Origin of the sequence: Bariatricus sp. HCP28S3_F11 (assembly GCF_052065395.1) — a bacterium.
Lineage (GTDB): Bacteria > Bacillota > Clostridia > Lachnospirales > Lachnospiraceae > Allocoprococcus.
In genome coordinates, this window is record NZ_JBQHUC010000004.1 from 1 (window position 1) to 16,730 (window position 16,730).

General features: G+C 44.0%; 18 protein-coding genes and 4 pseudogenes. 3 read left to right on the forward strand and 19 right to left on the reverse strand.

Annotated elements, in window-relative coordinates:
• Positions 1–111 precede the first annotated feature (111 nt).
• The 8 genes and pseudogenes from ACTNBR_RS02780 to ACTNBR_RS02815 all read right to left on the reverse strand — a co-directional run.
• Positions 112–909, reverse strand: a pseudogene (locus ACTNBR_RS02780) (VapE domain-containing protein); the annotation flags it as partial.
• The gene (locus tag ACTNBR_RS02785; protein WP_002584324.1) at positions 878–1,522 is read right to left on the reverse strand and encodes a CHC2 zinc finger domain-containing protein; all 645 of its coding nucleotides are present in this window, start codon (positions 1,520–1,522) and stop codon (positions 878–880) included. The gene ACTNBR_RS02785 and the pseudogene ACTNBR_RS02780, both read right to left, overlap by 32 nt.
• A 65-nt stretch (positions 1,523–1,587) precedes the next feature.
• Positions 1,588–3,168 (reverse strand): MobQ family relaxase, encoded by a 1,581-nt coding sequence (gene mobQ, locus ACTNBR_RS02790; RefSeq protein WP_002584325.1) that lies wholly within the window; start codon positions 3,166–3,168, stop codon positions 1,588–1,590.
• Between the two features lie 196 nt (positions 3,169–3,364).
• Positions 3,365–3,910 carry an AAA family ATPase gene (locus ACTNBR_RS02795; protein WP_002584326.1) on the reverse strand — a complete coding sequence of 182 codons (546 nt, stop codon included), beginning with the start codon at positions 3,908–3,910 and terminating at the stop codon, positions 3,365–3,367.
• Between the two features lie 214 nt (positions 3,911–4,124).
• Entirely contained in the window at positions 4,125–5,585 is a 1,461-nt protein-coding gene (locus ACTNBR_RS02800; RefSeq protein WP_427787381.1) for an Lsa family ABC-F type ribosomal protection protein, read from the reverse strand.
• A 744-nt stretch (positions 5,586–6,329) separates the two neighbouring features.
• The gene (locus ACTNBR_RS02805; protein ID WP_002584328.1) at positions 6,330–6,626 is read right to left on the reverse strand and encodes a DUF3847 domain-containing protein; all 297 of its coding nucleotides are present in this window, start codon (positions 6,624–6,626) and stop codon (positions 6,330–6,332) included.
• Positions 6,619–6,960 (reverse strand): DeoR family transcriptional regulator, encoded by a 342-nt coding sequence (locus tag ACTNBR_RS02810; protein WP_002584329.1) that lies wholly within the window; start codon positions 6,958–6,960, stop codon positions 6,619–6,621. The genes ACTNBR_RS02805 and ACTNBR_RS02810 overlap by 8 nt, the downstream gene beginning before the upstream one ends.
• Positions 6,957–7,145, reverse strand: a complete 189-nt coding sequence (locus ACTNBR_RS02815) for a hypothetical protein (RefSeq protein WP_002584330.1) — start codon at positions 7,143–7,145, stop codon at positions 6,957–6,959. Before ACTNBR_RS02815 ends, ACTNBR_RS02810 begins: the two co-directional genes overlap by 4 nt.
• A gap of 483 nt (positions 7,146–7,628) precedes the next feature.
• On the opposite strand from ACTNBR_RS02815, the gene ACTNBR_RS02820 reads away from it, so the two are divergent.
• Positions 7,629–8,435, forward strand: a complete 807-nt coding sequence (locus tag ACTNBR_RS02820; protein WP_441016191.1) for a helix-turn-helix domain-containing protein — start codon at positions 7,629–7,631, stop codon at positions 8,433–8,435.
• A 118-nt stretch (positions 8,436–8,553) separates the two neighbouring features.
• Here the strand turns inward: ACTNBR_RS02820 and ACTNBR_RS02825 are convergent, their stop codons facing one another.
• The 7 genes from ACTNBR_RS02825 to ACTNBR_RS02855 all read right to left on the reverse strand — a co-directional run bounded on the left by ACTNBR_RS02825 (position 8,554) and on the right by ACTNBR_RS02855 (position 13,280).
• Entirely contained in the window at positions 8,554–9,045 is a 492-nt protein-coding gene (locus tag ACTNBR_RS02825) for a nucleotidyltransferase domain-containing protein (protein ID WP_002584332.1), read from the reverse strand.
• A gap of 51 nt (positions 9,046–9,096) precedes the next feature.
• Positions 9,097–9,474: a TnpV protein gene (locus ACTNBR_RS02830; RefSeq protein WP_002584333.1), complete on the reverse strand. Its 378-nt coding sequence runs from the start codon at positions 9,472–9,474 to the stop codon at positions 9,097–9,099.
• Entirely contained in the window at positions 9,434–9,706 is a 273-nt protein-coding gene (locus ACTNBR_RS02835) for a helix-turn-helix domain-containing protein (protein ID WP_002584334.1), read from the reverse strand. Before ACTNBR_RS02835 ends, ACTNBR_RS02830 begins: the two co-directional genes overlap by 41 nt.
• Before the next feature lie 154 nt (positions 9,707–9,860).
• Positions 9,861–10,019 carry a Maff2 family mobile element protein gene (locus ACTNBR_RS02840; protein ID WP_349150163.1) on the reverse strand — a complete coding sequence of 53 codons (159 nt, stop codon included), beginning with the start codon at positions 10,017–10,019 and terminating at the stop codon, positions 9,861–9,863.
• A gap of 28 nt (positions 10,020–10,047) precedes the next feature.
• Positions 10,048–10,950, reverse strand: coding sequence for a DUF6017 domain-containing protein (locus ACTNBR_RS02845; protein WP_441016194.1), 903 nt, complete (start codon positions 10,948–10,950; stop codon positions 10,048–10,050).
• A gap of 1,334 nt (positions 10,951–12,284) precedes the next feature.
• Complete coding sequence (locus tag ACTNBR_RS02850; RefSeq protein WP_226313799.1) at positions 12,285–12,830, reverse strand: AAA family ATPase; 546 nt, start codon at positions 12,828–12,830, stop codon at positions 12,285–12,287.
• A 156-nt stretch (positions 12,831–12,986) separates the two neighbouring features.
• Positions 12,987–13,280, reverse strand: coding sequence for a pyroglutamyl-peptidase I family protein (locus ACTNBR_RS02855; RefSeq protein WP_009145957.1), 294 nt, complete (start codon positions 13,278–13,280; stop codon positions 12,987–12,989).
• A gap of 69 nt (positions 13,281–13,349) precedes the next feature.
• On the opposite strand from ACTNBR_RS02855, the gene ACTNBR_RS02860 reads away from it, so the two are divergent.
• Positions 13,350–13,802 (forward strand): RNA polymerase sigma factor, encoded by a 453-nt coding sequence (locus ACTNBR_RS02860; protein WP_007841005.1) that lies wholly within the window; start codon positions 13,350–13,352, stop codon positions 13,800–13,802.
• A pseudogene (locus tag ACTNBR_RS02865) lies at positions 13,795–13,908 on the forward strand (zf-HC2 domain-containing protein); the annotation flags it as partial. The gene ACTNBR_RS02860 and the pseudogene ACTNBR_RS02865, both read left to right, overlap by 8 nt.
• Before the next feature lie 659 nt (positions 13,909–14,567).
• On the opposite strand, the gene aph(3')-IIIa reads toward ACTNBR_RS02865, so the two are convergent.
• From aph(3')-IIIa to ACTNBR_RS02885, 4 genes and pseudogenes are all read right to left on the reverse strand, one after another.
• Complete coding sequence (gene aph(3')-IIIa / locus ACTNBR_RS02870; protein WP_001096887.1) at positions 14,568–15,362, reverse strand: aminoglycoside O-phosphotransferase APH(3')-IIIa; 795 nt, start codon at positions 15,360–15,362, stop codon at positions 14,568–14,570.
• Between the two features lie 92 nt (positions 15,363–15,454).
• Positions 15,455–15,997 carry a streptothricin N-acetyltransferase Sat4 gene (gene sat4 / locus ACTNBR_RS02875; RefSeq protein WP_000627290.1) on the reverse strand — a complete coding sequence of 181 codons (543 nt, stop codon included), beginning with the start codon at positions 15,995–15,997 and terminating at the stop codon, positions 15,455–15,457.
• Positions 15,994–16,485 (reverse strand): annotated as a pseudogene (locus ACTNBR_RS02880) (aminoglycoside 6-adenylyltransferase); the annotation flags it as partial. The gene sat4 and the pseudogene ACTNBR_RS02880, both read right to left, overlap by 4 nt.
• Positions 16,486–16,614 (reverse strand): annotated as a pseudogene (locus ACTNBR_RS02885) (AAA family ATPase); the annotation flags it as partial.
• Positions 16,615–16,730 lie beyond the last annotated feature (116 nt).

The following is a 16,730-nucleotide window of genomic DNA, read 5'->3' on the forward strand; positions in this document are numbered from 1 at the left end:
TGCCGTATTATCGCTGTCAATCTGCCATTAGCTCCCAGACTGCGCGGTCGATTCTTTAAAGGACGGAAAAATAATTTGTCGTTTGCGTCTCCCTCAATTCGCTGTCCAACAGTCAAGGGCATTGGAAGTGCCGCCAAACACGCACTGACGGGGGCGGTCTGCCGGGTGGGTTTCATAAGGTATCTTGTAGACCTCTTTCTGCCGGCTTAAAAATGACTTGATTTCCTCAATGCTCTTGGCGTTGGCGGTTGCCATCATTTCCGACATTTCAATAATCCAGTGACCTTGCAGCTTGCGGTACACATTGTCATCGTCCAGCTTCCGCAAATCATCGGAGAACCACTCGTCCCGGACTGCCAGCAGCCGGAAGAAGGTGGACTTTCCAGCCCCCTGACCGCCTACCAGACAGAGCATGATTTCAAACTTGCACCCCGGCTGAAAGGCTCGTGAGATTGCACCCAGCAGGAACAGCTTCAACGCTTCATAGGTGTAATCGTCTGCGTCAGCCCCCAGAAAGTGCCGCAGGCAGAAGCGGATTCGCTCTGTCCCGTCCCACACAAGGGTATTGAGATAGTCCCGGATGGGATGGTACTTGTTTTCATTCGCCACAATCCCGATGGCGTTATCAATCTTTTTCTCATTGGTAAGCCCGTAGGTTTCTTCCAGATAAAGAAGCAGATACTTCATGTCCGTATCGTTCAGGGCGGTGCTTTCTCTGTGAAAACCGATGGGCTTTATGATGTCCTTGCGGTCAGTCAGGATGTTGTATGCGATAGCCCCTGAAAGCAGAGGGTCACGTTGGAATACGGTCAGGCAGTTCCGTATGCTCTGACGGACACCGCCTTTCTCGGTGGTTTCCAGCCCCGCCTTGATTTCCTCAACGCTCTGGGGCGGCTGCATGGCGTTCATAGTGTTTTTTAGTTCTTGCTGCGTCTGCGGCTGCAAGTTCTGCCATTCGCTGTTCAAGCTGTATCACATCCTTTCCGTAGTCCGTAATCAAATCCGCTTTTTCCTCTGTTTCCCCGAACAGCAGCACATCCAGCAGATATTCCACTTGGGCTTGCTTCTGTAAGGCTTCCACAAACCGGGGATGAAAGGCTTCCTCCGGGGAGTGCGGGGCGTAGTCCGTTCTCCATGCCATCAGCAGATGGAGATAATCGGCAAGAATACGGAAGCAGCGATTCTTTGCTTCCTGAAACTGTTCCTCCGGGGATTTCTGCCGGGTCTTGGGCTTTTTTACCTTTCCCGGCGGTTTCCAGTCCTCATAGGAAAGCCCGAAGTCCTGTGCCAGCTGTACGGCGGCTTCTTTCTTTCCCAGCCCATACAGGGCGGCGGCAAAATCAATCACATCCCCATCCGCACCGCAGCCGAAGCAATGGTAACGCCGATCCAGCTTCATGCTTGGGGTTTTATCGTTATGGAACGGGCAGCAAGCCATCCCGTTCCGACCTACATGGATTCCATAATACTCCGCAGCCTGTCTTGTTGTGACGGACTGCTTCACAGCTTCGAATACATTCAAATCTATCCCTCCTTGAAAATAAGAAAAGCACCTGACATTCTCTAATTGAAAATGGCAAGTGCCTGTTAAAGTTCCATATCCTGTTGTCTGTGTTTCTCCTGTGCCGGGGCGGTTCTTTGTGCTTTTTTCTCGTCAGTCTTATCCTGCAAGACTTCTTTGATGGGCTGCTTCTTGGGCGGCTCTTTGCTTTCCTCTGTGCCGGGTGTGGCTTTCCGTACCCAGTAGCGGATGTCCCGCAGCTTCTTCAAATCCTCCTGTACCTCGGTCAGTGGTACTTTCAGCTCTGCGATTTCGCTGAGAAGCGTTTCCTGCTCCTGTTGCAACTCATTTTTCGTTTTATCCTTATCGTCCGGGTGCTTGGCAAGGTAGTCAGCGGCTTTCTCATACCGGGCAACCTCCGGGTGTTCCTGTTTGAATTTCCCCTTTATTTTCTTAAAAAATATCTTCTGGTACTTCTCATAGACAGCCTTACATTCCTTGCAGTCTGTCCGGCTGGCAAGAATCCCGTCAATCACTTTGCTCCGGGCTTCCTTTGGCTTCATCTGATTGCGGTAATCTGCGGCTGATTTCCCGGAAGATTCCAGAAACGCTTCTAAGTCCTCCACAGTGGAAAGCCCCTTTTGCCGGAGATAGGACAGGGCTTCGCTGACTGCCTTTAAGTCCTGTGAAGTTCCCCGGTTCTGTCCAGCCCTTGTCCAGTCCTTCCGTTCTTCCTTTCGTATCTCCATATACTTCATCAGCAGATTGGGAAGAAGTGTCGCTTCCTCCGCCGCCTTTTGTGCAAGCAGCTCCTTCCGTTTTTCTCCCAGCTCGGTAATCCAGCCTTTGAGGTTTTGGATAAGCTGCCGGATGGACTTCATCAGGCGGTTGGCGGCTCTGATTTCCCGGTTCAGGTTGCCGATATTCGTCTGGATACCTCGCTTTTCCATCTGCCGGACAGCAGTCCCCTCATGGACAGTGGGGACTATATCAAGCCCCTGTCTGGCATAGGAACGCAAGTCCACACGCTCCGGGCGGTCATTGGCGTCCAGATAGCGGTTCTGGATAACCTCCCATTCATGCCGCCAGATTTCACAATACTTCTGGTCGTTCCAGTCCACCGTATCCTCCTTGTGGCTTTTCCACCTGCCGGACGGCAGCTTTATCCGTTCCCCATTCTCGTCAAGGTCATAAACCTTGCGGCTCTTGGGAAGCCATTTTCCATGTTCATCCATTGCCCGCATGGTCAGCAGGACATGGGCGTGGGGATTGTGTCCCGGCGGATGGGGGTCATGGATGGCAAAATCAGCAATCATGCCTTTGGAAACAAACTGCTGTTCACAAAACTCCCGTACAAGGACAGCGTACTGGTCGGGCGGTATCTCTCTGGGAATGGTAAGCACCCACCGCCTTGCAAGCTGGGAGTTCCATTGCTTTTCCACCGCTTCGGCGGCATTCCATAAAGTATTGCGGTCTGCATATTCCTGTGGAGCATTTGCCGGGAGCAGGATTTCATTGTGGACGATACCACGCTTTTCCGGGTAGTGCTTTACTTGCTGGTCGTATTCACAGAACAGCTTTTCGCCGCTTTGGTAAGCAGCGGCGGCAACCGCAGACTGCCGCTGGCTGCGCTGAACAATCGTGATTTCGTTGTGTGGACAAGGCATTTCGTGTCCCTCCTTTCGCTAATTGGTGGATGGGGTGGCGTTTTACCACCTCATTTTGGGCAGAAAAAAAGCAGGAGACCTTTTTCAGATTTCCTGCTCGGTGTGCCACTGTGTGAGCGGCGGGTATTTAGTTGTAAAAGTTCGGGACAAGTTGACCCGATGTAAAGCTAACAAACTGGAATTGCACCAAAACAATCTAAGACAACAACGCTGCCCTACTTGCGATTTTTTCTTGTACTGCGGAAACAGTTTCTTGAATGGAATAAGTGGTCGTATCTATAACATTCGATTCATATATTCCCAGATTGCAAAATTGCTCCCACATGGTTTCTACCAATTCGATATTTGTCTTTCGGTCTAACTTTGAGCGTTCAACAGCTCGCTTCAAGGTTTCTTCCTTACTTGCCCTTAAAATAATATAATGCACCTCATAATGTTCCCGAACAAGACTTTGCCACGGCTTTAAAAACCACGGTCCGATAATACCGTCAACAATTACATCATATCCACCACGAGCATATCGCTTCGCAGCTTCTAAAAACGCTTCAATGACAATCAAATTTTGCTCATTTGATTCTGGCAAATGCGGTGGTATTGCCCCTTTACTCAAATAATGATAAAAGTCATCTGTGTGCATATGCACAGACTTTTCCAAATCTGATTCTTTTGCAACAGCAGATGCCGTTGTAGTTTTTCCTGTCCCCGGCGCACCTGTGATTACAATAATTCTACCTTGATTCATCTATATTTTACCTCCACAAATTACGATTTTCTTAATTCTACAAACTGGAATTTGAGTCTCTGTAAAGCTGGAATTAACCCATACAATTATTTTAATTTAGAGGTTCTTACGCAATTATCCGTATTTTGTAATTTTTCAATACTGGAATGCCAGTGTAAATCAGCATTCTCCATTTTTATTAAAGCGAAAAACGTAAAATTGCGGAAGAACCAATTTAGATATTCACAATTTTACTTGCCACAGTATCTCGAAAAACACTGTCATGTTCTACCAGGAGCATGGTCGGGGCAAACTCCGTTATGAGTTGTTCAATCTGCATACGTGAGTACACATCAATAAAGTTGAGCGGTTCATCCCATACATACAAGTGTGCCTTTTCACAAAGGCTTTTCGCAATTAGGACTTTCTTCTTTTGCCCGCCAGAAAAGTCTTTAATATCCTTTTCAAACTGTACACGCTCAAAGTCCATTTTCCTAAGAATTGCCTTGAACAAACTTTCATCAAGGTTGTTTTCTTCTGCAAACTCGGAAAGGGTTCCACATAAATACGATGTATCCTGTGGCACATAAGAAATTACAAGCCCAGAGCCAAGTGTTACTGTACCCGTATAATCTATGGACTGCCCGACTACCAACTTTAACAGGCTACTTTTGCCACTGCCGTTCTTCCCGTCAAGCACAATGCGTTCTCCCTGTCTTATTTCAAACGAAACAGGTTCACAAACTGAAATGCCATCATAACAAACTACTACATTCGATAATGATGCAATCAAATCTGTATGGTAATTAAGCGGTTGTATCTTGAGTGCTTCTGCGGTTTCCACATTTTTCAGCAATGCTGATTTTTGTTCGATTGTCTGTTGTTGTCTCGCTTCTATAGATTTTGAACGCTTCATCATTTTGGCGGCTTTATGACCGACATAACCTTTATCTCCTGCCCCAATTTTGGAAGCTTCTACACGTTCAGACCATACTGCAGAGCGTTTTGCCGACTGCTGTAATCGTCTGATGTCCTTTTGCAAACGTTCGTTCTGAGCCAGTTCAAATTCTTGCTGTCGCTCAAAATTTGACATCCATGATGAAAAGTTTCCTCTTTGCACTTCGATATTCGCTCGGTTAATCGATAGAATATGGTCAACACAATCGTCAAGAAAGCGACGATCGTGAGAAACTAAGATGAATCCCTTTTTCTTTTTCAGATATGTCGCCACACTTTTTCTCGCTTTGGCATCCAAATGGTTGGTAGGTTCATCAATCAGTAGGAAATGCCCTTCATTAAGAAAAAGAGCGGCAAGCAAAACCTTTGTCTGCTCTCCGTTGGAAAGTGTTTCAAAAGGTCGCCAAAGCACATCGACATCAACATCAAGATAAGAAAGTTCTCGCATAAGTTCCCATTCTTCCGCAAGTGGGCAAACCTCCTGCAATATATCCTCTGTAATACGATTCTTATCTGAAACGGGATAAGGAAAATAATCAAACTGTACGGATGATAGGATTTTTCCGCTATACTCATATTTCCCAAGCAGAAGATTCAGAAAGGTTGTTTTACCTCGTCCGTTTCTGCCCACAAAACCAAGCTTCCAATCGGTATCAACCTGGAAACTGACATTTTCAAAAACATTATCATAACTTGTCGGATATGAAAACGTAAGGTTTTCAATTTTAATCATTGACATAAATATTATCCTCCTTTGCCTGTCATACGATATAAAGTCGGTTCGGTGAATGTTTACTCCGTATAGATTTCACCAAAAGGAACCGACACTATACGGAGTGAATCATGTGTAACTATCTGATCTGCACTATTCATAAAGCACCTCCAAAACAAAATAAGAGCCGCAAGAAAGTTTATCCTTGCAGCTCGTCATAGCATAATAACACCACTAAGCAAAAGTGGCAACAGCACTATATTGAGTAAGATAGACATATAACTTTCTTGCAATAGACACAATAATGCCAAAGTATAGCACTACCGCATATTTTGATTTTATTTGCAAGAAAAGTTAATCATCTTCCCACCTCTTTCTAAATTTCAAAATATTATACCATAAATCGCAGGCAAATACAAGTGGTTATAAAAATTTAACAAATCGCTTATAATACAATCATATAACTTTACGCATTCCTTACTGACCGTAAAATTCCGATTTATTGCTGACTTTATTATACTTTATTGCCTATCGAAAAGATAGCATATTTTATGAAACTTGTCGGCTGGGAACAGCTTGCAACGCAAGGTGTCCCCAGATGACAAGTCCACAAAAGGGTAGCTGGCGGTAGCCAGCGCAGGGGAAGCGTAGCGTCCCCTGTATGATTTGGAGCAGACCATGACTGCGAAAAATCACAGCCCTCCGGCAAGGAGCCTTCGGAGAACGCAATGCACCAACCTTTGGGTGGTGTATAATTGCGCCCTTAGTAAACTAAGGGGTTTCCGGCTTCTCACGTTCCAGCAGTTTCTTCAATAGTTCCTGCGTGTCCTGCCTGTGAAAAATGAGTGTCAACAACAGCATGACATCATCATCTGTCAGGCGTTCCGGCTCTTGCAGAAAACTTTCCAGCATACCGCCACGAGTACAGAGCCGGTGTGTCCGTTCTTTTCGGGTAAGCTGCTTTAGCTGGTGCTGCAATGCCTTTTCATCATTGATGGCTTTCCGCAGTTTCTTTTCACTCTTTTCCAACTCTCGGTTGAGCTTTTCCAGCTTTGAGGTATCAGGCAAGGGCAGCGTCCTCCTTTCCCGGTATCAGCACATAAATCCTGTTTGGTTCTCCAACGCCCTGACGCACTCGCATGATCAGTCCGGCGGTTTCCAGTTCATTCAGAGAACGCTTGACCGTCATGGGGCTGCGGGACAGGACTGCGGCAATGGCTGTGACAGGGAAGCAGATAAACAGGATTCCGTTCTCGTCCTCCTGTCCGTTGGATAGCATAGCGTCCAACATCCGGCAGTACATGACCTTTGCGGTGCTGCTGACTGGAAATCCTGTCAACGCTCTGGGAAAGGGCATACAGGGCGGCAACGGTGTGCCTATCGTCATAAATTCAAAATTCATTCGGTGTGTTCCTCCTTTTTCTTTGCTCTTTTGGATAAATAACGGGGGCAGTCAACCACAACCGCCCGGAAGCTCTGCTTGCACCCATGCTTGCATTTCCGGCATAATTCGTTGTAAGTGACACGCCCCCGGTCATTGAGGTAAAAAGAAAGCTCATGCTTCCTCTTTTTGCTCATTCTCGGCATATTGCGTTTCCTCCCGTTTTAGTGTATAGTTTCGGGGCGATTTTCGGCAAAATTACGGTCATAGAGCCGTCTAAAATCTCCAGAAGTATCAGCAATAGGGTAGACTATCCCCCTATCAGATTGTCGTGTTTCGGTATCATTTCGGTATCAGTTCGCCAGTTCTCCCCGGTGTCGTTCCTCCCCTGAATCTCACAGCGGCGTATTGCTCCCTTTGGTACGCTCGTTTCGGTCAGGGTTCCTCCATATCCCTGCCAAAAGTCATGGCGCTACATCGCCGGGGAAGCATATCCCACACAGGCTGGTCATTCGATTGGAATAATCCATCGATGAACTACCTGTATCATAGAACATTTTTGTGCCCTGTGCCGTATGTCCACAAAGTAGGAATTAAGGGTAAAAATCAGAAATTTCCACGATTGCGGAAAGTATGATATAATCCAGTTAAGCGGCAGTAATGAAACCGCCGGAAAGGAGCGTGCGCCCATGAAAGGAGCGACAAGCATACAGGAACGCCTTTGGGAACTCCGCAAGGACAAAGGCTTAAATCTGGAAGAATTATCAGAGCTGACGGGCATTTCCAAATCAGCTCTTGGCAGTTATGAAAAAGAGGATTATAAGGAAATCAATCATGGCAACCTTATCACGCTGGCAGACTTCTATGGGGTTTCCGTTGATTATCTGCTGTGCCGGACAGAGAACCGGGAGCAGATCAACACGCCACTAACAGAGCTGCATTTGAATGATGAGATGGTGGCACTTCTGAAAGGCGGTCGGATTAACAACCGTCTGCTCTGTGAGCTTGCCACTCATAAGGACTTTATCAAGTTTCTTGCGGACATTGAGATTTATGTAGATGGGATTGCCACCATGCAGATTCAAAACCTCAACGCCCTTGTCGATACTGTCCGGCATGAAATCATTGAACGGTATCGCCCCGGCGAAGACGACCCGCATTTGAAAGTGCTGCAAGCCGCCCATATCAGCGATGATGAATATTTCAGCCACATGGTTCTTGATGACCTCAATCTCATTATCCGGGATATTCGGGAAGCCCACAAAAAGGACAGCGAGAGTGCGCCCCAGACCACCGTTGCCGATGAATTGAAAGAAAATTTGGAAGCGGTTGAAAATTTCAAGGGCAATCGGGATGAAAAGCTGGTTGTCCTTTACTGCAAGCAGCTCGGCATCAACTATAAAAATCTGTCAGACGAAGAATTTCGCTGGCTCATTCGGATTCTACAAAAATCAAAGAAAACAGGAACTCCTATCAGTCAAAGGAAAAAACGGTAAAGAAAAACCGCTGTTGCATGGTTGTGTTTGCTTCCATGTAGCAGCGGTTGGTGCTATACTTATTCAGTTAAAATTTCAAAGCGATAAAGTGGAATTTATCTTAGAAATTACAGCAATGTTATTTTGATAAACTTTCAAGAATTGAAATATCATGCTTATCTTTATCTCTTAATTCATAACCTGAATGGAAAACTCTTTGGCCTTTTAAGGATATACAAGGAATTGTTTTTCCTTCAAAAAAAGCACTACCAAAGTAATCTTTTTCAAACTCATACCAGCCACCCTCTAAATCAGCTTGTTTTGAAGTTCCGTCCTCACTTAAAACGAACGGGTGAATGTCTAAGTAACCAAGTTCATCACTATATAACTCTATTCTAACCGGTTTCCAGTCTGTATCAATTTTATAGCCCAGATTCAAAAGCACATTTAACAATTTTTCCGTATGTTGAGCATCAAAATTTATATCTATATCTCTATGAATTCTTGTTTGTTTACCAGCTAAAATATCTACACCCCATCCGCCATCCAACCAGTATGTAATTCCAGTATTTTCGAATAATTCTATTACTTTCATTAAATCTTCTTTTGTTGTTATTTCTTTTCTACCCATACAAAGTCTCCTTTACAACTTCTAATTTGTAATAATCATTCTACCATACCGTTATGAATAAATCATCTCATGTAAAACAATTTCTTCTGCCCGGTTGTGAATGTTATTGCAACGCTGCACCCATTCCATTTGACGGGTACGCTTCAATTCCTCGGTCACGCCCTCGGCAGCTTTCATCTGCTCCATGATGGTGTCTAACCGTTTCTGTGCCTGTTCGTTCAGGTCTGCAAGATATGTCCACAATTCCCCGGTCAGGGTCAATGTGTGTAATCTGGCTGGGCAGACTTCTCTTAAATATTCCCGGTGCATCCGTCCGTACTTTCCGATGGGGCGGTGTTCCTCCGGCAACTTCAAGTCCGGGATGTAGTAATCTCCAACAAGGATATAATCAATTCCGTTTTCTTTTATTCTTGGTTTCAATTCGCTCATGTTCCTTACCTCCTGTGGAAGCAGGCTCGTCTGGTACTAACTCAATCACATCGGTAATCTCACAATTCAGCGTTTCGCAGATACGGGCTAATGTATCCATGCTGATGTGCTTTCCCTCTTTGCTCATGTTGGCAATCATATTTGTTGTCATACCAGCGGCAAGCCTTAAATCCTCTTTTCTCATATCACGCTCTAACAGTGTGTGCCAGAGTGGTTTATAGCTGATGTGCATATTGTTTTCCTGCCTTTCTATCCATACCACCGGAGCGGCTGCCCCGGCAGGAACTTTTCTCTTATTATAGCACCAATCTTGTGAAATCACAATTTATTCTTGTAGCCTGCCGCTGATACCGTCTGGATTGGCTTTTCCTTTCTTTTTGTTCCCTTTAATTAGCCATGAACTGCTTCATGCCCTGGGACTTGGCACCAGGGTTGTCGTTACCGTAACCTTCCAGAAGATTGATTGCTCCCCAGATACCGAGACCTGCGCCCAGAGCCACCACCAGAGTCTGAAGAACGCCTACTGCGCTATTGAAAAATGCCATAATAAATTTCCTCCTTGTATCACTCCTTTCAACGAAAAAAGCCCTCTGACATATCGTGACTTACCTTTGCTGTGTAGAAAGGGTCGATAGTAAGAGGGGCATTATATATCGCAGCAAGCAGATACTGCTTGACGTTGCGAACATCAGTTTTGTTTTCTTTGAAGCAGTCAATAACGAAACAGATATGGTCTGATTCCAACTTCATAAATCTGCTTTTTACAATTTCAGCTGGCTTATCATCACTGGCGATACGAATCAGCTTGCGTCTGGTACATACTGTTTCAACGATCAAGTCCAAAATGGAATTAAGCAGATTGTGGTCGTATGGATACCTGGACAGCAGAATATCAAATTCAAGCTGTTCTCTGAAATAATCGTAATATTGTTTCCATTCTCCATTCCCTTCGGTTCCTTTTCCACAAAAACCGGAAGATAGGAAAGGATCAGTATCACTATAATCAGTATAATTAGTATCAGTATTATTTCCTCGTGGTTTTCCCGACTCCACAATCGGGGTTTGTCCGACTCCAGAATCGTGATTTTCCCGACTCTTGAATCGTGATTCCACAATACTATCCACACCACTGACAAAGTTCTTCACATAGATCAGGTTGGGTTTTCCAAGTCCCTGTCTTTTGCGTTCAATCAGACCGCATTTCTTTTCCAATTCGTTATAGAGCTTCGTGGCCTTGTTATCACCACAGTTCAGTGCCGCCATCGTTTCTTCCAATGTGAATATGATATAGACACGACCGGCAGCATCCATCCAGCCGTTCCGGGCTGATAGATTCATGCGGTCAAGCAATATACCATAGAGCAACTTTGCGTCGGTAGACACATTCCAGAAACGATCATCAGTGAACAGCATCTTCGGTATTCTGTAAAAGGAGAACTGTTCTGCCTGCTGACCATAGAAATAATCAAATTCCATTTTTGCTCACCTCCCTCGGATGGAAGGGGTCGCTGACCAGAGGAGATTCCCTCAGTGTGCAGCCCTTGATTGCATAAGGACAACGCACATAGTAACAGCTTCGATATTTCCACTTTGGCTGATGGAACTCACATTCTTTGCAGCTTCGTGGAGTCGTTCGCTTGGAGATCCGAGAGCCAGGAGCTTTTTTCATTGTCCTTTCCATGGACAGAAATTTTTTGTCCTCACTCATATTATCGGATGCCAAGCTCTCGCAGAATTTTCTTCGTACACCACCCAATACAAGGGTGATCCCGTCCGTAGGGACAGCCATCGCATTCTGACTGAACCTTTGGTGCTTCACGAATCAGGTAATAGCAATTACCTTTGCCCAGACTACAGCCCGACCGTGTTCCTTTCCAGAAATAGCACTTGCTGCATTCGCTTGGCTTATCTGGGGCATACATTTCCTCTTGCACATCCTAACCTCCAATCCTCGATATTTTTCCGGGATGCCCGGAAATGAAAAAAGAGCGTTTACCCATCCCTTGAAAGGGGCGAATAAACGCTCTATGTAAACACGGTAATATTCAGTTTTATTGCCTGTAACGGCATAGCACTCAAAACAACCGCCTTTTTTTATTAGCAGGTTTTTTTGCACGATTTTCGGCCTGATTAGCAGGAGGGGCATTTTCATTAGCAAAAACAGCCCGTTTTCTGCTAATGATTAGCAGAAATTTTTGTCTTATGACAGCAGTTCAATTTTTTAGGGCTTGTCAAAAAAACGAATTTGGAGTAGAATTCAGAACCATAAAAAACTAAGGGTGCTTCCGATAGGAAAAACTTTTTGGAACAAGAAAAGCCGAAAACCCTTGAAAACAAAGGCTTTCGGCGTTGTTAGCTGGCGTCGCAAAAGGGACTTGAACCCCCGACCCCACGCTTAGGAGTTCTAGTCCGTAGTGTAAATTCCAGTCAAGGAATGATATTCTAAGTTAAGGAAAGCATTGATTTTTCTAACTTTCCTGTAATTCTGTGTCAAAATAAGAAAACGTAAAATCATCCGAGTAAAACGCCTTTCGGTGGCAAACCGGTGGCATTGCCACCCTGAGGGTTCAACCATTGCGTTCCATGGAGTTCATAACTATGGCTACCATTCCCACATAGCCTGCAGCAATGATAACATCATTTTCTTATTAGATTACCTATATTATAGCGTGTGTGAGGTCGGATGTCGATGGTTTTTTGACCATTATTTGCACTAATTTACTCAAACTTTCTTGTTCTTAAAAAGATGGAAGCATCTGTTCCCATCTTTACATTCCTTCACTCCATCTATTCTGCAAACTGGAAGTTGTCTAAAATAGTAAAGCCGTACCGCTTACTATTTTTTCTTTTACTGCTGAAACAGTATCTTTGATTGAATGCGTAGTTGTATCTATAACATTTAATTCATAGATTCCCAAATTGGAAAATTGCTCCCACATGGTTTCTACCAATTCGATATTTGTCTTTCGGTCTAACTTTGAGCGTTCAACAGCTCGCTTCAAGGTTTCTTCCTTACTTGCCCTTAAAATAATATAATGCACCTCATAATGTTCCCGAACAAGACTTTGCCACGGCTTTAAAAACCACGGTCCGATAATACCGTCAACAATTACATCATATCCACCACGAGCATATCGCTTCGCAGCTTCTAAAAACGCTTCAATGACAATCAAATTTTGCTCATTTGATTCTGGTAAATGCGGTGGTATTGCCCCTTTACTCAAATAATGATAAAAGTCATCTGTGTGCATATGCACAGACTTTTCCAAATCTGATTCTTTTGCAACAGCAGATGCCGTTGTAGTTTTTCCTGTCCCCGGCGCACCTGTGATTACAATAATTCTACCTTGATTTATCTATATTTTACCTCCACAAATTCCGATTTGTTGATAACTCATTATATCATAAATCTATTCACTGTATCATAAATCTATCCACTTTTCAATCTATATCACGCAATTAACTTGGAAAGGAACACCGCCGAGCAATGGGTTATCTCGGCGGTCACTCTTTTACTCGTTGTCCGCTCCATACGATACCGACGACGGAATTCCGTTATCATTTAGATTTTTCTCGATATCCTTCACCGGAAGTGAGGAAAAATACGCTTCTCTTCCCTCTTTTATTATAAGCTCGTGGCACGGCTTGTTTCCGGCGTTGTCGGGAATGCGCGCGTCCATTATGTTCACGGCTATCATCTCGGGAGTAATGGCGGCTCTCCCTCCGGCTTGACCTACGCACACCACCGCGTCGGGTCTGTATTGCTCCACCGCTTTTTTAAGAACCTCTCCTGCCTTTCCAAACACCGTCGGCACTTCGAGCTTTAAAATTTCCGCGCCTTGTATATCGTTTTAAGGGCAAGTAAAGAAGAAACTATGAAGCGAGCTATCGAACGCTCAAAGTTAGACAGAGAAACAAATATTGAATTAGTTGAAACAATGTGGAAGCAATTTTCCAATTTGGGAATCTATGAATTAAATGTTATAGATACAACTACGCATTCAATCAAAGATACTGTTTCCGCAGTACAAGAAAAAATCGCAAGTAAGCGCACCACTCTTGTGGAAGAAAGCGAACTTACTCATGTTGCGGCTCCTGATAATCCCACGAAAGAGTTTGAGAACCGGCAAGAGCGTTTTGCACTATATCGAGCAATGCAACAGTTAGATGCCGAAACTCGTGAAGTAATCCATCTGCGATTAGCCGGTGATTTCTCTTTCCGTGACATCGGTGACATTCTTGGGCACAGCGAAGTATGGGCTCGAGTGCGCTTTTATCGTGGTAAGGAAAAACTTGTAAAGATTATCGGAGGTGATAACAATGCGTGAAACCAATCTTGACTGCTGCGTAGTCAGGGATTTACTCCCATCCTATCTTGAAGAATTGACCGAGACAGAGACCTCTGCTATGGTCAGAGAACACATTGAGCATTGTGCGGCCTGCCGCCAGCTTGAAGAGGATATGCGCAGGCAGGTTCCTATTGAAAAAGCGCCACAGCGTGCACTTAGATTTTTAAAGCGTGTTAAACGCACTCGCTTAATAGCGGCAATTCTTTCCGCACTTGTTGCCCTGTTTTGTATAGGGTGGCTCTATGATTTGGAGTTTCATTATGCCAATACAGAAGCCGGTAGGCTGGAAGCGGTATGTGACTATATTCCTTCACCGGAAGGCAACACTATTTCCGGTGTGGAAGCAGGAACTCCGGTTCGTGCAGTCTCGTGGCAAACAATAGACAATCACCTGCTGATCTTTTTCGCAGCTGATAACGAGGAAAATGTTCATGGTGTTATGCATCTTTACTCTGTTAATCCTGTTCAAATTTTATTCCTCCTCTGTGACTTCCATAAAAAGTATATCCTATGCGTTCTTAAGCTAGCTGCTGTTAGTGCTTCTCATTGCACCCTGGTTATAAAAGCCATACTCACAAACCTCTTCACCAAAACTCTTTACATCTCTAATATAGAACTCTATCTAGCGAACTTTTAGAAAAGATATAAAACATCAGAGTATGGACAGTTGCGGATGTACTTCAGAAAAGATTAGATGTCTAAAAAGCTTGTAGTTAAAGCTTTTTAGACATCTAAATCTAGGTACTAAAACAATTCATCCAGTAAAATATAATATTTTATTTTCTCCCAATCAGGCTTGATCCCCAGTAAGTCAAAAAATAGCTCGACATACTGTTCTTCCCCGATATCCTCCCTGATCGACCGGACGCAGAAGGCAATGTCATACCACTTGTCCGCCCTGCCGCTTCTCCCAAGATCAATAAAGCCACTTACTTTGCCATCTTTCACAAAGATGTTGCTGTCTCCCAGGTCGCCGTGGGAAAAGACAAGTTCCTCTTCGGGCTTTTCCGTCTTTAAAAAATCATACAGCTCGCGCGGATCTTTAAATGGAGTGTCTTCTTCCCAGTTTTCGCAATCCACATCGGCCAGATCGTTATTCAGTAAGTAATCCAATTCGGCTAAGCGGCTGTCTAAGCTATTCGTATAGGGACAATCCGATATGTCGATGGAGTGAAAGAGCCTGATGCACTCCGCATACAGCTCGATAATCTTTTCAGGGCTTTGTTCATCTTCATACTCTTCCGAGCAAAGGACGCCATCGGCCTCACTCATGAGCAGATTGCTCCAGCCATCATGCCGTTCAAAGTGCAGGACCTTTGGAACAGGCAGCTTTCCTTCCAGCCATAGCATCATGTCCTTTTCCCGTTCCACATCATAGGTGGTCCCTTTATACCGGCTGTCCGTCATTTTTAAATATAGGTTTTCATTTTCTCCCACCAGCTTATATACCTTAGCAGGAGACATTCCTTCCGTATCTTTTACGCAGCGGTATTTTTCGATCAGTTTTTTCAATTCCGGTGATATTCTCATTTTAGCCATTTATTATTTCCTTCCTCTTTTCTACAGTATTTAAAGATACCCCAAGAAGCTAATTATAACAAGACGAACTCCAATTCACTGTTCCTTGCATTCTAAAACCTTAAATACCAGAAAACAGCTTTTTCAAAGTTGTTTTCAAAGTTGGCGTATAACATAGTATCGACGGAGCCGATTTTGAAACCACAATTATGATAGAATTTACAAGCTATAAGGTTATTGTCCTGGGTTTCAAGCATTAGTCCATGCAAGTTTTTATGCTTTGCCCATTCTATAGATATATTGATAAGCGCGCTGCCTATGCCTTGCCCCCTGAAATCCTTACATACGGCGATATCTTCTATATAAGCGTACCGGTTCCAATTTTTTCGCAGTTTAACTTTTCCGACGCATTTATCGTCTTGGTAGTAAAGATATATTATCTTATCAGTATTGTCAATATATTCAAGGCAATCTGCCTCCTCATCCTCTTCATCCTCTTCGTCTTGGTAGCTTTTTAAATATGGCGCTTCATAGAGTAATTCTGTAAAGGTCCAATTCTCGTTTTCATACCTCGGTATAATCTTACCTATCACCTCAAATGGTTCGCTGGGTTTATCGATATCTTTCAGGTGCCCTGCTTTCATTTCTGTAATCACTGTTCCCGCCTCTCTTCTATATCAGCGGCATATGTGCTATCCAGGCAGCCGGTTTTACCAGTGTATTTTTTATACATGTCCCTGGTATATTTTGTTATATTCCTATCATACTCCGGATAGGCATAATGAAGCCTTTCCGCCACCTCACCGGATACCGCCCTGAACAATTGATGGCATAGAAATAATGCTTCCCATATGTTTTCATAGGAATCCATCCGGTAGGTGGACAAAAGTTTCTCCCACAAATCCTCGGATATATACCTTTCAATAAACTTATAGTTCTTGCCTACACTTAATTTAAAGCCTGTTTCGATGCCGACCTTCCATGATATCATTCTCAGCAGCTCATGGCGAACAATCTGATTAAAATGATCAATAGCAAATAAAATTTCCTTACGGCACAATCCTTTAATAACATAAGGTGTTACATTCCAAAATTCATTGCAGCAATCATCATACTCCCTTGCGCTTGGCTTTCTTACATGATAATGATAAAAGTCATCTGTGTGCATATGCACAGACTTTTCCAAATCTGATTCTTTTGCAACAGCAGATGCCGTTGTAGTTTTTCCTGTCCCCGGCGCACCTGTGATTACAATAATTCTACCTTGATTCATCTATATTTTACCTCCACAACTTCAAAGTTTCTGTTCCTTACAAATTTACGATTTGCAAAACTCACAGTTTACCTTATTTTAACACAAAAAAGCGATATCATATAGATACTTTCATC

What these genes read in the sequence shown, in the direction of transcription:
- ACTNBR_RS02820 (WP_441016191.1), top strand. Translation starts at nt 7,629, where the DNA reads ATGAAAGGAGCGACAAGCATACAGGAACGCCTTTGGGAACTCCGCAAG.
- mobQ (WP_002584325.1), bottom strand. Translation starts at nt 3,168, where the DNA reads ATGCCTTGTCCACACAACGAAATCACGATTGTTCAGCGCAGCCAGCGG.
- ACTNBR_RS02835 (WP_002584334.1), bottom strand. Translation starts at nt 9,706, where the DNA reads ATGCACATCAGCTATAAACCACTCTGGCACACACTGTTAGAGCGTGAT.
- ACTNBR_RS02830 (WP_002584333.1), bottom strand. Translation starts at nt 9,474, where the DNA reads ATGAGCGAATTGAAACCAAGAATAAAAGAAAACGGAATTGATTATATC.
- ACTNBR_RS02825 (WP_002584332.1), bottom strand. Translation starts at nt 9,045, where the DNA reads ATGGGTAGAAAAGAAATAACAACAAAAGAAGATTTAATGAAAGTAATA.
- ACTNBR_RS02815 (WP_002584330.1), bottom strand. Translation starts at nt 7,145, where the DNA reads ATGCCGAGAATGAGCAAAAAGAGGAAGCATGAGCTTTCTTTTTACCTC.
- ACTNBR_RS02800 (WP_427787381.1), bottom strand. Translation starts at nt 5,585, where the DNA reads ATGTCAATGATTAAAATTGAAAACCTTACGTTTTCATATCCGACAAGT.
- ACTNBR_RS02860 (WP_007841005.1), top strand. Translation starts at nt 13,350, where the DNA reads ATGAAGCGAGCTATCGAACGCTCAAAGTTAGACAGAGAAACAAATATT.
- ACTNBR_RS02840 (WP_349150163.1), bottom strand. Translation starts at nt 10,019, where the DNA reads ATGGCATTTTTCAATAGCGCAGTAGGCGTTCTTCAGACTCTGGTGGTG.
- ACTNBR_RS02845 (WP_441016194.1), bottom strand. Translation starts at nt 10,950, where the DNA reads ATGGAATTTGATTATTTCTATGGTCAGCAGGCAGAACAGTTCTCCTTT.
- ACTNBR_RS02795 (WP_002584326.1), bottom strand. Translation starts at nt 3,910, where the DNA reads ATGAATCAAGGTAGAATTATTGTAATCACAGGTGCGCCGGGGACAGGA.
- ACTNBR_RS02810 (WP_002584329.1), bottom strand. Translation starts at nt 6,960, where the DNA reads ATGAATTTTGAATTTATGACGATAGGCACACCGTTGCCGCCCTGTATG.